Origin of the sequence: Corallococcus llansteffanensis, assembly GCF_003612055.1 — a bacterium.
GTDB classification, from domain to species: Bacteria; Myxococcota; Myxococcia; order Myxococcales; family Myxococcaceae; genus Corallococcus; species Corallococcus llansteffanensis.
The window spans coordinates 1-15,514 of record NZ_RAWB01000204.1; the positions used below are offsets into that span (position 1 = coordinate 1).

Below are 15,514 nucleotides of genomic sequence, written 5' to 3' on the forward strand. Positions count from 1 at the left end.
CCATCACGCACGCCAGCAGCCCCCACCCCTTCCACGATGCCCCTGTCGGATGAACGAAGCGTCGGGACACCCGCGCATTCACAGACAGGGGGAGGACTGGCGGCAGGGGCACCTTCCCCCTGCGGGGCGGTCCCAGCGCCTCGCCGTGCGCCATCCAGGCTTCGTGCTCCTCGGCTTCATCCCGGGGCATCGGCGCCGGAGGGGCTTCCGCCACGTCCGGGAGCAGCGATACATCCCACGTGTCATCCATCACCAGCGCCGCCAGCGCTTCGTCCAGGGCCCGCGCGCCCTCACCGCGCGCCTCGGGCGTCTTCGCCAGCAAGCGCAGACACAGCAGGCTCACGGCCTCCGGCACGCGCGGGTTGCGCAAATGGGGCGGCACCGGGGGTTCACGGATGAGGGTCTCCACTTCCGTGGCGGTGACGGGCGCTTCGAAGGGATGCCGGTCCGTGAGCATCCAGTAGAGGACCACCCCCAGCGCATACAGGTCGTCAGCGCGCGTGGCCTCGTAATGCGCGTCCTCCTGTCGCCCGCGCTCACGGCGAAAGGCCAGCGCCTCCGGACTGCGGTACTGCGGCGTGCCCGGCGGCAGGATGCCCTGGGTCAGCCGGAGCGCACCTGCATAGTGTCCGACGCCAACGTCCAGCAGCACCGCCTCACCGGTGGCCTCCCGCACCTGGATGTTGGCCTCCTTGATGTCCCGGTGCAGCGCCTGCTTGCCGTGGAGCGCATCAAGGCCGTGCGCCAGGTTCCGCATCAGCGCCACCACCCGTCGGGCGCTGGGGTTCTCTTCGCGCACCCACCGGTGCAGCGTGCGCCCCTCCACCAGCTCCATGGCCAGATAGAACCAGATGGGCTGCTTCTCCGGATGCAGCCCGCAGTGCCGGAAGCCCACCACGTTGGGGTGCTCCAGGCGCATGAGGATGGACACCTCGCGCTCCGCCCAGCTTCCCATCCCCGGATGCGCCTGGAGCTTCAACGCGAAGGACTCGCCTCCGCGCCGGGCACGGTAGACCGCGCCACTGGCACCCCGCCCGAGCAGCGTCTCCACGATGAAGCCACCCACGTCCGTGCCCGGCAGCAGGTCCACGATGTGCTGGCCGTTCACGCTTCCGCCCTCGGCGCCTGGAAGCCTTCGCTCCGCGTCGCGATGACTCCCATGGAAATCAGAAGTCTATCACCATGAATACCTCTCAAGTCGATTCGTGTTCCGCCGGCCACGCCATGGACTTTCCGTTACGCTCCCCCCACGCATGGACGAACAACTGGGCATGAAGGTAGGCAAGGCCGCGCGCGAAGCCCGAGCAAGGCTCGGCCTGACGCAAGCGGAGGTCGCCGCCGCCGTAGGGATGAACACCATGGTCTACAGCCGCGTGGAGCGGGGAAAGATGGTGCCCAGCGCCACGATGTTGTGCCGGCTGAGCATGGCGTTGCGCGTGACCACCGATGAACTGCTGGGACTGGCGCGGCCGGACACGGACGCCCGCCGCGAGGCCCGGAAGGAGCCTGCGGCCCTGCGGCGGCTGATGACACTGGCGCGCGAATTGGAGGAAGAGCAACTGGACGCGCTCGTCACCATGGCCCGCGCCTTGTCGCGCTGAAGCGCCTGCCTACCCCCGGGGCTTTCGGAAAGACGGCGGCGTCAGCTCATGGGCGTCCAGTCCTGCGGGGAAGAGGTCTTCGTCCTCCAGCTCCACCTGGTCGCGGACGGAGCTGGCGTCGGCGATGAGGCAGGCCAGCTCCTTCGCCACCTCCTTCCGCCCATACAGCGCGCCCCCTCCATGTTGTTGCTGCTCCCAGGCAAGCCCCTCCCGCAGCGCATCCCGCAGGGCGCCAGCGGTCCCGGGGCGCTCCCCAGGCTCGCGCCTGAGGGACTGCTGGAGTGCGGCGCCGAACGCCACGGGCAGCCCCGCCACCGCGCGGGCCACGTCCTGGGACGTGTAGCGCTGGACCTGCTCCAGCATGCACGTCAGCGGCAGGGACGGTTCTTCCTCCACCTGGAGGCCGTGACGGGAGGGGCCATCCCCCGCCGCGCCACCTTCCATCGCGTCCTGGAAGAGGTGGCGTCCCGTGGCCAGCTCCAGCAGCGAGAGCCCCAGGGAGAAGAGGTCCGAGGCGGGCGTCAGCGCTTCTCCCCGCAGATACTCGGGCGAGGCATACGCCACGTCGCCCTTGAGGAGCTGGCCTTGCGTCTCCTCGCGGCCCACCAGGTGGGAGTAGGCGGCACCGAAGTGCGTCAGCTTTACCGTGCCGTCCCGGGCAATCCTCACGTTGCGTGGGCTGACGTCGCGATGCACCAGCCCCAGGGGGCGACCCGTGCCGTCGGTGAGTGAATGGGCGTGGTCCAGCGCATCCGCCAGTTCGGCCCCCACGAAGAGGGCGAAGGCCACGGACACGGGGCGCTCCCGCATGGCCATCAGGCACAGCACCGTGTCCAGGGACGGGCCGTCCACGTATTCCATCACGACGTAGGGTTTGCGCTCGTGGACCTTGAAGTGGTGCACCTGGGCGATCGCGGGATGGCGCAGGCGGTAGGCCAGTTGCACTTCCTCCAGCAGCCGGTGGCGCCGCTCCCGCGTGGCCGGAGTGTGCAGCCGCTTGACGAAGACAGGACCCGGCAGACCGCGCGGCTCATGGCGCTCGGCCAGCATCAACACCTCGCCATTCGGACGGCGGTCCACGGTGCGAAGGAAGTCGTAGCGGGTGTCAGCGATCTGGAAGAGGAAGTGCGAGCGCTCGGGCCCGAAGGGAAGCCGCTGTGGGCGAGACGTGGGCGCATCCCGGCTGGACGGGTTGATGCGGTCGGTGGTCTGCAAGTGGCCTCATTTCGATGACTAGACCTCATGAGTCTACCTGCCACACGACCTCGATCAAGACCCGTCCAGCCCGTAGCCCTCAGGTTCCGTCAATCAGCCGGTTCGCCAGGTCCGGGCTGAACTGGCCCGCGGGCGTGCCTGGCGCGATGCCGCACTGGCCATCCGAGTCTCCCGGCACCTTCACCCACAGCAGCAGCTCCGCGCCGCCGCCCGTCTGCGAGGGCGTGCCCAGCTTGCGGCCCGCCGGGTTGCACCACTCGCCGTTGGAGCCGTTGCCGTTGCGGCTGGTGTCCACGACGAACTGCCGCGTGTAGCCGTAGCGGCTGGAAAGCGCGGAGTTCACCGCGCCGCCGTACGTGGCGGACTCGCCGGTGGGGTAGAAGTTGGACACGTTGAGCGCGAAGCCGCGCACGTTGCGCACGCCCGCGGACTCCAGTCGCTGCGCCATCGTGTCGGCGCCAATCCATCGCGCGTTGCCGCCGTCCAGGTACGCCCAGGTGTTGGGCGCGCGGTCGCGGAGCTGCTCGGTGGCGTAGCGCAGCAGACCCAGCCGCGTCTGGCGCTCCGTGTCGTTGGGCAGGCAGTCCAGCTGCGCGACGGCGTCGGGTTCGATGATGACGACCGCGGGCCGGTTGCCCAGACCCGCCGCGAACGCGGAGATCCACGCGCGGTACGCCTCCGGGCTGCCCGCACCGCCGCCGGAGTGGCTGCCGCAGTCGCGGCCAGGGATGTTGTAGGCCACCAGCACCGGCAGCTTGTCCGCCGCGTCCGCCGCGCCCACGAAGCCCGACACCGCCTGCGTGATGTCCCCACTCCAGTTGCCGAACCAGCGCGCCATCGGCTTGCTGGCAATAGAGGCGTTGATGCGCGCCGCGCGGCCGTCCCCACCGTTGGCGCGCACCCAGACCGCCGGGTTGGAGTTGGGGTCCACGTAGAAGCCACTCGTCATCGCCACCGGGCCGGAGCCCGTCGACCCGCCCTCGGTGGTGAGCGACACGTCATCCAGCCGCACCGTGACGGCGCTGGCCCGCCCGCCCAACTGGAACGTCACCTGGCCCTGCCCCGTGGACAGCGAGGACGTGAAGGGGAAGCTGATGCGCCGTGACGTGCCGTCCAACGTGAAGGACTGGCTGAGCGTCGTCGCGTACGGCGCGACGTCCTGCTGCACCGTCACGCGCGCGGTAATGCCCGCCGTCGCCGTGGCCGTGAAGGCCAGCGTGTACGCCTGCCCCGCCACCAGCGTCAGGCCGCTCTGCCCCACGATGGCGTCCCACGGGTTGGCCGTGTTCGCCGCCACGTCCACGCGCCACTGGCCATTCTCCACGCGTGACTGCGTGCTCGCGTTGTTCCACCACGGCGCCGTCGTGCCGTTGTTGAAGTTGCCATTGGAGAGCAGCTCGATGAGCGCCGCCTGCTCCACCGCCACCGGCGCGTCCGCCTGGGTTTCAGGCACCGCGGGACCACAGGACAGCAGCACTGCGGGCAATGACAGCCACCGGAAGAAACCAGGGGGATTCATGGGGCACTCCTCACCACGGGGGGAGGCACCATTCATGCGGAAGGCCTGTCACGGAGACAAGAGATTTCAGCTTTTTCCGGTATCTACCACAACCAGCGGCGTGAGGCTTCCCCCCTGCGCGAGGTTGAGCATGGCGGAGGAGGACAGCCGCACGAGGAAGCCCTCCGGCCGGCCGCCGTTCCACAGGAACGGGTTCAGGTCCGAGTGCCACTCCTCGTACCGCACCTGTCCGCCGTCGAGCACGGGCCAGGCGGTCTTCACCAGCGGGATGCGCTCCTGCACGACCCAGGTCTCCTCCAGGGCCTGCTTGAGCGTGGCGCTCCAGGTGTCCGCGTCCGTCTGCCAGCCCAGCGTGACGCCCCGGCCGCCGTAGTCGAAGGCGGGCTTGAGCACCAGGTGCTCCCGGTGCGCCGCCACGTACGGCACCAGGTCCACGCGCGCGCCGTCGCGCGGGGTCATCCCCTCGCGCACCACGCGCGTCCACGGGATGTGCTTCTTCAGGAGGGCGTCCCGCTCCGCGCCGAAGGCGCCCTCGTCCGCCATGCGGCTCAGGGCCGCGAAGAGCGTCTTGCTGCGCAGCATGGTGCTGCGGAACAGCCCGTTCATGAAGTTCGCCGCGCCGTCGGTGATGGCGCGCATGACGGGATGATCCGGGCCGCACCCCACCACCAGCCCGCCGAAGCCGACGGAGGAGATGAAGGTGATGACATCCACCCGGAAGTCCCCCACGCGCAGCACGCCGTTCGCGTACGTCCAGTCGTCCTCGGAGGTGACGATGCGCAGGGGGCAGCCATTCGCCTCCAGGTAGTCCCGGTACACCGCCTCCTCGTCGGAGTCGTCGGGTCCCGGCGGGCCGAAGAGCGCCAGGTTGGGAGGGCCGCTGCGTCCGGCGCGCGCGTTGAGCGCGGTGAGGGAGGGGATGAGGTGGGGCGCGGTGGCGGGACGGACGACGTCGTAGCGCTTCGCGAAGGCCTCCATCGCGGGCGAGACGTCGAAGGCCTCGCCCAGGTGGTGGGAGTTGATGGGGCCCCCCGGGTCCGGGTTGTATTCGATGAAGCGGATGACGCCGTCCGGACCGACGAAGCCGTCCAGCCTGCCGATGGTGGCGAGCCCCGGGCGCCCGCCGTCCACGGGCAGCAGCAGCTCCTCCCAGCCCTGCGGGTGCAGCGACTCGCGGAAGGCCGCATCCGTCGCCGCGCGCGCCGCTACCTCCTCCAGCGCCTGCCCCACCGCGGACGCGGCCCGCCGCAGCTCCGCGTGCGCCTCCGGGGTGACGAAGTGCGGACGCAGCGCGTGGGCCAGCACGCGCCCGCCATACGTGATGCGCTTCGCCTCCGAGGTGCGCTGGAGCAGCTCCTGGGTGCGGCGCAGCACGTCGCCCTTCAGCAGGTCGTCGTAGAAGGCGATGGCGTCGGACAGCGGGGCGCGGGGCATGCGAAGGCTCCGGGGAAAGACGCGGCGTCAGGGCCCCTGCGGGCCGGGGTTGGAGTTGCCGCCGTCGGTGACGTAGCGCCACTGTCCATCCGCCTGCCGGCGCCACACGGTGAGGTACTTCACGTAGTCCGTCTCCGGCTTGCCTTCGGCGTTCTTGCCCGAAGCAACGGCGCGGCCCACCGTGTACGCGAGGTCCCCGGACGCCGCCGCGTCGCCCAGCACCGGCTCCCAGCGCAGGTCGATCTTGTCGAGCGTGAACGGGGTGTAGGCCTGCGCGATGGCTTCACGGCCGAAGAGGCCCGCCGGGCCGCCCAGCAGCACCGCGTCCTCGGCGGCGTAGGTGATGAACGCCTTGCCCATGCCCTCCTTCGTGGACAGCTCGGAGAAGGCGCTGTCCGCGGCCTTCGCCTCCGCGAGCACCGCGTCCTTCGCCAGCGTGCGCGGCGCGGCGGCCGGCAGCGTGTGCGACGCGGAGAAGCCCGTCGGCGGCGTCATGGGCGTCTTCGCGGCGTTGCGCACCATCACCGCCACCCGCCACGCTCCGTCCGGCTGCTGCCTCCACATGGAGATGTAGCGCCCCAGCGACTTCGCCGTCGCGCCCGCCGCGTCCACCGTCGAGTGCCCCACGGAATAGCCCAGCGTCCCGTCCGCGCTCACGTCCCAGCGCACCGGCTCCCAGTGCACCGTGCCGCCCTGCTCCAGCGGATGCGCGGTCAGCCAGGCCTGGATGGCGTCGCGCCCCCGGAGCGCGTACTCCCCGTCCACGAGCATCACCGCGTCCTCCGCGAGGAACTGCGCGAACCCCTGCGCGGAGCCCGCCTTCGCGCTGGCGTCCGACATGGCCTGGTCCGCCTCCCGCAGCCGACCTCGCGCGTCGGACACGGACAGTGAGGCCGAGCGCGACCGCGCGTCGGGGCTCGCTCCGGTGCTTCCCGCCCCACTGCATCCCATCGCGCCCAGCGATGCCATGACCAGCACTCCCGCGAAAATCCGATTCATTGTCCTCTTCCTTTTCCAGACCTGCAGAGCCGGTGAATCAGGCCCTACTCGCCTACCTTGATTCGTCCCGCGATACACGCAATCGTGACTTATTCATGATTCTCTATGACGAGCGCAACGTCGACGCGTGCACCTGGCCCGAGACCCCGCTGGGGCGCCTCGCGCGGGACTACTTCGTCCCACTGATGAAGCAGGGCAGCACGGCCTACCTCTCCGACCGCACCACCCTGCGGCTGGTGGAGATGGACGACCTGCGCATCCCCCTGGCGGTCAACGACGCGGAGTACGACAACTCCGCGCTGCATTCCACCTACGCGCGCTACATCAGCCTGCAGCTGACAGGGGTGACGGCGCAGGCGTATGGCGCGGTGCGCGCGGGGGTCATGCGCGGAGGGATGAAGACGCTGGGCGCGATGCTGAAGGCGGGCCGCATCGACAAGTGCGTCTACGTGGACCACTGGCTGGTGCTGCGCAACCTCAGCACGCAGTTCGACGACGCCCAGGTGGCGCGCCTCACCGACTTCCTGGTGGAGCAGTTCCCCGGCCACGCCATCGTGTTCCTGGCGCTCAACCCGGCGAGCTATTCGCCCCTGCTCAACACGCTGGCCGGACGGGGCTATGACTTCGTGTACGGGGCGCACACGCGCGTGCTGCTGCCCACGCAGGCGGACGTCACCCGGCAGGTGCGGGAGAACCGGCGCCGGGACGGGCGGCTGCTGGAGGCCGCCGGCTACCGCATCGTGGACGGGCGCGAGGTGCCCGGCTGCGAGCGCCGGCTGATGGAGCTCTACCGCGCGCTCAACGGCGGCAAGTACCACACGAACCTCCAGTACACGGAGGCGTTCTTCGAGTGGACGCTGCGCGAGCGCATCCTCGAGTACCGCCTCGCGGTGAAGGACGGCCGGGTGGACGGCTTCTACGCCCACCACGTCCACGACGACGTGCTGTGGTCGCCCCTGTTCGGCTACGACCTGTCGCTGCCGCAGGAGGTGGGCCTGTACCGCGGGCTCGTGTACCAGCTCATGCAGGACGCGCTGGACGTGGGCCAGACCATCGAGCTGGGGCCGGGCGCGGACCCCTTCAAGAGCCTGCGCGGCTCCGTCCCGGTGCCCCGCTGGAGCGCCGTCTACACGAAGCACCTGGCCGGCCCGCGCAAGCTGGCGTGGCGCATGCTTCAGCGCTACGCCAACGACGCCGTGCGGCCCGCCTCGGGCGCCATGCTGCGGAGGATCGACGGGGACGGCATCGTCGGCTTCGGTCCGCTGCAACTGCCCTTCACCCCGCCCACCGGCCAGACGCCACTCGAAGCCGCGCGGACGCTGCGCGAGCAGGTGGACGCATTGGAAGCGGCGCTGGAGGCGGCCTCCCGGCTGGAGGGAGAGGCGCGGCTGCGCGAGCTGGCGCCGCTGTCGCAGACCCTGCACAACTGGCCCCAGCCCATGCCCCGCGTGGTCGCGCTGCGCGAGCGGCTGACCCGGCTGGAGCAGGAGGCGCGCCGCAAGCCCGCCCAGGCCACCTCGGCCGCGGCCGTGCCTCCGGTCGAACACGCCCGTCAGCTCCTGCAGGACGCGACGCGCTGGGGCGACACGGCGCTCGTCGCCGCGCACCTGGGCGACGCGCCCGCACCACACCTCAAGGCGCTGGTGGAGGCGCTGCGGCAGGCGGCCGGAAGCGTGGGGGTGGTGCTCACCGCCACGCGCGGCGACAAGGTGGTGCTGGTGACGGCGGCGAGCGAGGCGCTGCGCGGCCTGGGCCTGGACGCGGGCCAGCTCATGGCGAAGGCCGCGCCCTGCGTGGACGGCAAGGGCGGCGGGTCGCCGGAGGTGGCGTGGGGCGGAGGCTCGCGCGCGGACGGCATCGACGCGGCGCTCACCGCCGCGCGGCAGTACGTGCAGTCGCACCTGTCGGGGACGGTGCTGGAGGGTGCTGCCAGCGGGGTCCCCGGGCGCTCCCCGGATGAGCGTCAATGATCCTCTACGACGAAGCGAACATCGACACGGCCCCCTTCCCCGACACCGAGGAGGGCCGCGCGGCGAAGGGCTTCCTCGTGCCCCTCGTGCGGCACGGCCCCCAGCCGTGGTTCGACGACCGGGCGCGCATGCTGCTGCTGGGCATGGACGACCTGCTCATCCCGCTGTCCCTCACCGAGGGTTCGGGGAACAACTCCTACCTGTTCTCGATGTACGAGCGGTACATCGGCAGCCAGCGCCGGGCCATCAAGACGGGCAACTGGAAGCCCCTGGCGGGCTTCACCGCCAGCACCGCGCTCTGGGGCGTGGGCGCGGTGATGAAGGCCACGCGGCTGGACAAGTGCATCCAGGTGGACACCTGGCCTTCGCTGCGCAACATGGGCGCGAACCTGACGGCGGACCAGACGCGGCGGATGACGGAGTTCCTCACCGCGCAGTTTCCCGCATACGCGCTTGCCTTCATGGCGCTGAACCCGGCCACGCACTCGCCGCTGCTCAACGCGCTGAAGGGGCAGGGCTATGAATTCTCATACATGACGCACACGCGCATGCTCCTGCCCTTCGGGCTGGAGCTGGACCGGCGCGCGCGGGAGAACCGCCGCCGGGACGCGCGCCTCTTGGAGACGTCCGGCTACCAGTTGGTGGACGCCCGGGACGTGCCCGGCTGCGCGCCCCGGCTCGCGGAGCTGTACCGGATGCTGCACCGGGAGAAGTACACGACGAACCCGCCCGTCAACGTGGCGTACTTCGAGGACGCGCTGAAGGGGACGCTCATCCCGCTGCGCCTGCTGGTGAAGGACGGCCGCATCGACATGTTCTACGGCATCGCGGTGAAGGACGACGTCGTCTATTCGCCCGTGTCCGGCTACGACCTGTCGGTGCCGCAGGAGGTGGGCCTGTACCGGCTGCTCAACAACCTGCTGATGATGGAGGCCCTGGACCGGGGCATCGCCATCGAAACAGGCGGCGGCGCGGATCAATTCAAGACGCTGCGCGGGGACCGCCCGCTGCCGCGCTACAACGCCGTGTACCTGCGCCACCTGCCCTCGTACCGCCACCTCGCGTGGCGGCTGGCGGCGAAGCTGGGCAACGAATCGCTGCTGCCCTTCAGCCGCAAGCGCCTGCACCAGGTGGACGGCGAGGCCAACGTGATCGGCTTCGACGGAATCCCCGACACGTTCGCGCCCCCCATCCTCAGCCCCCGCGAGTCGGTGGCGCTGCTGCGCCAGGAGCTCGAGTCCCTGGAGCGCGGGCTGGAGGATGCCTCGGAGCTGAGCGGGCTGGAGCGCGTGCACCTCCTGGACGCACTGGGCAAGCGGCTGGAGGACGAGCAGCTCCCCCGCCACCGCGTCGCGGTGCTGCGCGAGCGGCTGGAGCAGTTGGGCCGCGAACAGCAGTCCGACAAGAAGAACCGCAAGAAGGCCCAGCGGGCCCAGCGCGCGGAGCTGGTGCGCCACCTGCTGGAGAGCGCCCCCACCGTGGGGGACACCACCGTGGTGTGCCACCACCTGGGGGAGTCGCCGGAGCATCAGCCGCGCACGCTGGCGGAGCTGCTGCGCAAGACCGCGGCGCCCACCGCCGTCGCGCTGACGGCCACGCGCGGCGGCACCCTGGAGCTCGTCACCGCGATGACGTCCCAGCTCGTGGAGCGCGGCGTGGAGGCGAACCAGCTCCTGGCGCGGATGGCGCCGACGGTGGAGGGCGGGACCGACGGCGGGCCGGAGCTGGCGTGGGCGGAAGGCGCCCTGGGGGAAGACGTGAGCGCGGTGCTGGAGCGGGCCCGAGGCTTCCTGCAGACGCGGCTGGCCGCTCCGCCGTAGTCCGCGACGTCCAGCGCAAGAGCAGCGAAACATTCCTGCGTCCGGCGACACCGGCGCGAGCAGCGAGGTGTGCCCGACATGGCCCAGACCCCGGATGAGAAGCGCGCGAAGCTGGCCCAGCTGCTGCGCGACAAGGCACGCAAGGCCCGCCAGGCGCCGCCCTCGTTCTCCCAGGAGCGGATGTGGTTCCTGGACCAGTGGAGCCCCGGCAGCGCGCTGTTCAACATGCCCGCGGTGGTGCGCCTGACAGGAGAGCTGGACCGCGACGCGCTCCAGCAAGGCCTCCAGGCGCTGGTGGACCGCCATGAGACGCTGCGCACGACCTTGCGCGAACACGAGGGCCAGCCCGTCCAGGTCATTGCTCCATCGCTCACGCTGTCGCTGGAGCACCGCGACCTGCGCGACGTGGCGGAGGCGGAGCGTGAGCAGCGCGCGTGGGCGGACGTCACCACGGAGGCCCAGCGTCCCTTCGCGCTGTCCGAGGGCCCGCTGGTGCGCGCCACGCTCTACTGGCTGTCCGGCCACGAGCACCTGCTGCTGCTCAACCTGCACCACGCCATCGCGGACGGCTGGTCCATGGGCGTGCTGGTGCGGGAGCTGGCCCTCTTCTACGTCGCCGCCGTGGAGGGCGCGCCCGCGAAGCTCTCGGACCTGCCGCTGCAATACGCGGACTTCGCCGCGTGGCAGCGCGAGTGGCTGAAGGGAGACGTGCTGGAGGCGCAGCTGGCCTACTGGCGCGGGAAGCTGGATCCGGAGGCGCGGCTGGAGCTGCCCGCGGACAAGGCGCGGCCGGCGACGCTCGGCTCGCGGGGCACCCGCCAGTTCCTCACGCTCAGCCCGGCGCTCACCCAGGCGCTCAAGGACTTCAGCCAGCGCGACGGCAAGACGCTCTTCGTGCTGGTGGTGTCCGCCTTCCTCGCGCTCATCCACCGCTACACCGAACAGGACGACGTGGCGCTGGGCACGCTGGTGTCGGGCCGGGGCCGCTCGGAGCTGGAGGGGCTCATTGGCCTGTTCATCAACACGCTGGTGCTGCGCACGCCCCTGTCCGGCGCGCTGCGCTTCCGCGAGCTGATGGACCACGTGCACGCCACCGCCTCGGAGGCCCAGGCGCACCAGGACGTCCCGTTCGAGAAGCTGGTGGAGGCGCTCAAGCCCGAGCGCAGCTCCAGCCACCTGCCGCTGTTCCAGGTGATGGTCATCCACCAGAGCGCGCCCGCGTCGCCGCTCCAGGCGCGCGGCCTCACCATGGAGGCCCTGCCCGTCACCACCGACACGACGAAGCACGACCTCACCCTCTACGCCACGGAGCTGCCGCAAGGCCTGCGCCTGTCCGCCGAGTACAGCACCGACCTCTTCGAGGCCCCCACGATGGTGCGGCTGTTGGGACACCTTCAGCGGGTGCTCGAAGGCGCGGTGGCGCACCCGGACACGCGCCTGCGCGACCTGCCCCTCCTGTCCGACGCCGAGCGCCAGCAGCTCCTGAAGGACTGGCACGGCGCGCACGAGGCGTATCCGGAAGAGGACCTGGCCGCGCTCATCGAGGCGCAGGTGGCGCGCACGCCGGACCGGGTGGCGCTCGCGTTCGAGGACGCGTCGCTCACCTACGCGCAGTTGGAGGCGCGCGCCAACCAGCTCGCGCACCACCTGCGCTCGCTGGGCGTGGGGCCGGAGTCGCGCGTAGGCGTGTGCCTGGAGCGCTCGCTGGAGATGGTGGTGTCGCTGGTCGCGGTCCTCAAGGCGGGCGGGGCCTACGTGCCCTTCGACCCGGGCTATCCGCCGCAGCGACTGGCGTGGATGTTCGAGGACGCGCGCCCCACGGTGCTGCTGGTGCAGGAGCGCCTGCTGCCCGTGCTACCGCCGCACGCGGCGCGCGTGGTGTGCGTGGACGCCGAAGCGGAAGCGCTCTCACGCCTGCCCACGCACGCGCCCGCCCGCGCGTCGATGCCGGATGCGCTCGCGTACATCATCTTCACCTCCGGCAGCACCGGCCGACCCAAGGGCGCGATGAACGCGCACCGGGGCGTGTGCAACCGCCTGCGCTGGATGCAGCAGGAGTACCGCCTGGGCGCGGACGACGTCGTGCTCCAGAAGACGCCGTTCAGCTTCGACGTGTCGGTGTGGGAGTTCTTCTGGCCGCTGATGACGGGCGCGAAGCTCGTCGTCGCGCGGCCCGGTGGACACCAGGAGCCCGCGTACCTCACGCGACTCATCCGCGAGGCGGGCGTCACCACGCTGCACTTCGTGCCCTCCATGCTCCAGGTGTTCCTGGAGGAGCCGGAGGCCGCGGGCTGCGCGTCGCTGCGCCGGGTGGTGTGCAGCGGCGAGGCGCTGCCCCTGGAGCTCAAGGAGCGCTGCCTCCAGACGCTGCCGCACGCGGGGCTGCACAACCTCTACGGCCCGACCGAGGCGGCCGTGGACGTGACGTACTTCGCCTGTACGCCGCAGGACGGACGGCGCTCGGTGCCCATCGGCCGGCCCGTGGCGAACACCGCCATCCGCATCCTCGACCCCATCCTCCAGCCGGTGCCCGTGGGCGTGTCCGGCGAGCTCTTCATCGGCGGCGTGCAGGTGGGGCGGGGCTACCAGTCGCGCCCGGACCTCACCGCCGAGCGCTTCATCCCGGATCCGTTCAGCGACACACCCGGCGCGCGGCTGTACCGCACCGGCGACGTGGCACGCTGGCTGCCCGACGGCGAGGTGGAGTACCTGGGCCGCGCCGACTTCCAGGTGAAGGTGCGCGGCCTGCGCATCGAACTGGGAGAGATTGAGTCCGCGCTGGAGCAGCACGACAGCGTGCGGCAGGCGGTGGTGCTCGCGCGAGAGGACGTGCCCGGCGACAAGCGGCTCGTCGCCTACGTCGCGGGCCGCGCCGGGGCCACGGTGGACGTGGAGACGCTCAAGGCGTCCCTGCTGGCGAAGCTGCCGGAGTACATGGTGCCGCCCGCCTTCGTCGTATTGGACGCACTGCCGCTCAGCCCCAACGGCAAGGTGGACCGCAAGGCCCTGCCCGCGCCGACGCTGGAGCGCGCGCCGGAAGCGGCCCGCGCCATGCCAGAGACGCCGACGGAGGTGGCCATCGCGGCCCTCTTCGGCGAGCTGCTGAACGTGAAGGACGTGGGCGCACGGGACGACCTGTTCCGGCTGGGCGGCAACTCGCTCTTGGCCACGCGTGTCCTCGCCCGGCTGCGCGCGCTGTTCGGCGTGGAGCTGTCATTGCGCGTCCTCTTCCAGCACCCCACCGTGCGTCAGCTCGCGCGGTGCGTGGACGAAGCCCGCGCGGGCACGTCCGCCCCGGCGGAGCGCGAGGCCCGAGCCCGTCCCCGCGAGCGCTTCCCCCTCCAGCCCCTCACGGTGGAGAGCGCGCCGGAGGACACCGGGGGCACGGCGTCGCAGGAGCCGCTTTCGGCCTCGCTGTCCGCCGAGGAGCGGCACCGGGTGCTGGTGACGTGGAACGACAATGCCCAGGACTTCCCGCGCGACGCGTGCCTGCACCACCTGGTGGAAGCGCAGGTGCGCCGCACGCCGGACGCGGTGGCCGTCGTCTCCGGCGCGGTGCGCCTCACCTACCGCGAGCTGGATTCGCGCGCCCAGCAACTGGCGCGGCGGCTGCGCTCGCTGGGCGTGGGCCCGGAGGTGCGCGTAGGCCTGTGCGTGGAGCGCTCCGCGGACATGGTCGTGGGCATGCTGGGCATCCTCAAGGCGGGCGGGGCGTATGTACCGCTCGACCCCACCTACCCGCGCGAGCGGCTGGCCTTCCTGCTGGAGGACGCGCAGGGGCCCGCGCTCGTCGCGCACTCGCACCTGCTGGCCGCGCTGCCGCCGCACGCGTCGCAGGTGGTGTGCCTGGACGACCCGGAGGACGCGCTGCTGCCTCCGCCGGATGCATCCCTCACGCTGTCGCCCCTGCCGGAGAACCTGGCGTACCTCATCTACACGTCGGGCAGCACCGGCCGGCCCAAGGGCGTGGCCATCCCGCACCGCGCCGCCGTGGCCTTCCTCACGTGGGCGCACAGCGTCTTCTCCGCGGATGAGCTCAAGGGCGTGCTCGCCTGCACATCGCTCAACTTCGACCTGTCTGTCTTTGAGGTCTTCGCGCCGCTCAGCCGGGGCGGGCGCGTCATCATCGCGCGCAACGCGCTGCACCTGGCGGAGCTGCCCCAGGCGTCGGAGGTCACCCTCGTCAACACCGTGCCCTCCGCGATGGCGCAGCTCTTGCGCCTGGGCGCGCTGCCCCCGTCGGTGCGCACCGTCAACCTCGCGGGCGAGGCGCTGCCCGCGTCCCTCGCCCGACAGGTCTACGAAGTGCCCGGCGTCCAGCGGCTCTACAACCTCTACGGCCCATCGGAGGACACCACCTACTCCACCTTCGCGCGCGTGCGCCCTGGTGAGGTGCCACCCATCGGCAGGCCGCTGACCAACACCCGCGCCTACGTGCTGGACGCGCACCTGCAACCCGTACCCGTGGGCATGCCCGGTGAGCTGTACCTCTCCGGAGAGGGGCTGTCGCGCGGCTACCTCCACCGCCCGGAGCTGACCGCGGAGCGCTTCCTGCCCGCGCCCTTCGGCCCTCCGGACGCGCGCATGTACAAGACGGGCGACCGCGTGCGCTACCGCCCCGACGGCACGCTGGAGTACCTGGGCCGCACCGACTTCCAGGTGAAGGTGCGCGGCTTCCGCATCGAGCTGGGCGAGGTGGAGGCCACGGTGCAGGCCGCCCCCGGTGTGCGGGAGGCCGTCGTCGTGGCACGCGAGGACGTGCCCGGCGACAAGCGCCTCGTCGCCTACGTCGTCGCGCGGGACGGCCATCCGCTGGACGCGGCGCACCTGCGCGAAGGGCTGCGCCGCACGCTGCCCGAGTACATGGTGCCCGCGGCCTTCGTCGTCCTGGACGCGCTGCCGCTCAACCCCAACGGCAAGGTGGACCGCAAGGCCCTGCCCGCCCCCGTCATCGAG

Annotated in this window: 9 protein-coding genes; 4 read left to right on the forward strand and 5 right to left on the reverse strand. The window is 71.3% G+C overall.

The window, feature by feature from the left end; genetic code table 11:
• Nucleotides 1-1,108 (reverse strand): serine/threonine-protein kinase (locus tag D7V93_RS19920; RefSeq protein ID WP_147451244.1); only part of this gene is annotated, 1,108 nt, incomplete at its 3' end.
• A 145-nt stretch (nucleotides 1,109-1,253) separates the two neighbouring features.
• On the opposite strand from D7V93_RS19920, the gene D7V93_RS19925 reads away from it, so the two are divergent.
• Nucleotides 1,254-1,601, forward strand: a complete 348-nt coding sequence (locus tag D7V93_RS19925) for a helix-turn-helix domain-containing protein (protein WP_120644929.1) — start codon at nucleotides 1,254-1,256, stop codon at nucleotides 1,599-1,601.
• 9 nt (nucleotides 1,602-1,610) lie between these two features.
• Here D7V93_RS19925 and D7V93_RS19930 read toward each other — a convergent pair whose 3' ends face one another.
• The 4 genes from D7V93_RS19930 to D7V93_RS19945 form a co-directional block, all read right to left on the reverse strand.
• Nucleotides 1,611-2,816, reverse strand: a complete 1,206-nt coding sequence (locus D7V93_RS19930) for a serine/threonine-protein kinase (RefSeq protein WP_244237389.1) — start codon at nucleotides 2,814-2,816, stop codon at nucleotides 1,611-1,613.
• 79 nt (nucleotides 2,817-2,895) lie between these two features.
• Nucleotides 2,896-4,335 (reverse strand): glycoside hydrolase family 6 protein, encoded by a 1,440-nt coding sequence (locus D7V93_RS19935; RefSeq protein ID WP_208723076.1) that lies wholly within the window; start codon nucleotides 4,333-4,335, stop codon nucleotides 2,896-2,898.
• Nucleotides 4,336-4,401: 66 nt separating this feature from the next.
• Nucleotides 4,402-5,769, reverse strand: a complete 1,368-nt coding sequence (locus D7V93_RS19940) for a hypothetical protein (protein ID WP_120644931.1) — start codon at nucleotides 5,767-5,769, stop codon at nucleotides 4,402-4,404.
• Between the two features lie 27 nt (nucleotides 5,770-5,796).
• A complete protein-coding gene (locus D7V93_RS19945) occupies nucleotides 5,797-6,768 on the reverse strand; it encodes a YybH family protein (RefSeq protein ID WP_120644932.1) in 972 nt (323 codons plus the stop codon).
• A gap of 95 nt (nucleotides 6,769-6,863) precedes the next feature.
• Between D7V93_RS19945 and D7V93_RS19950 the strand changes: the two genes are divergently transcribed.
• From D7V93_RS19950 to D7V93_RS19960, 3 genes are all read left to right on the forward strand, one after another.
• On the forward strand, nucleotides 6,864-8,738 hold the full coding sequence (locus D7V93_RS19950) for a DHHA1 domain-containing protein (protein ID WP_120644933.1): 1,875 nt from the start codon (nucleotides 6,864-6,866) through the stop codon (nucleotides 8,736-8,738).
• Nucleotides 8,735-10,558, forward strand: coding sequence for a GNAT family N-acetyltransferase (locus tag D7V93_RS19955; protein WP_120644934.1), 1,824 nt, complete (start codon nucleotides 8,735-8,737; stop codon nucleotides 10,556-10,558). Before D7V93_RS19950 ends, D7V93_RS19955 begins: the two co-directional genes overlap by 4 nt.
• A gap of 78 nt (nucleotides 10,559-10,636) precedes the next feature.
• A partial coding sequence (locus tag D7V93_RS19960; protein ID WP_158623796.1) for a non-ribosomal peptide synthetase occupies nucleotides 10,637-15,514 on the forward strand: 4,878 nt, incomplete at its 3' end.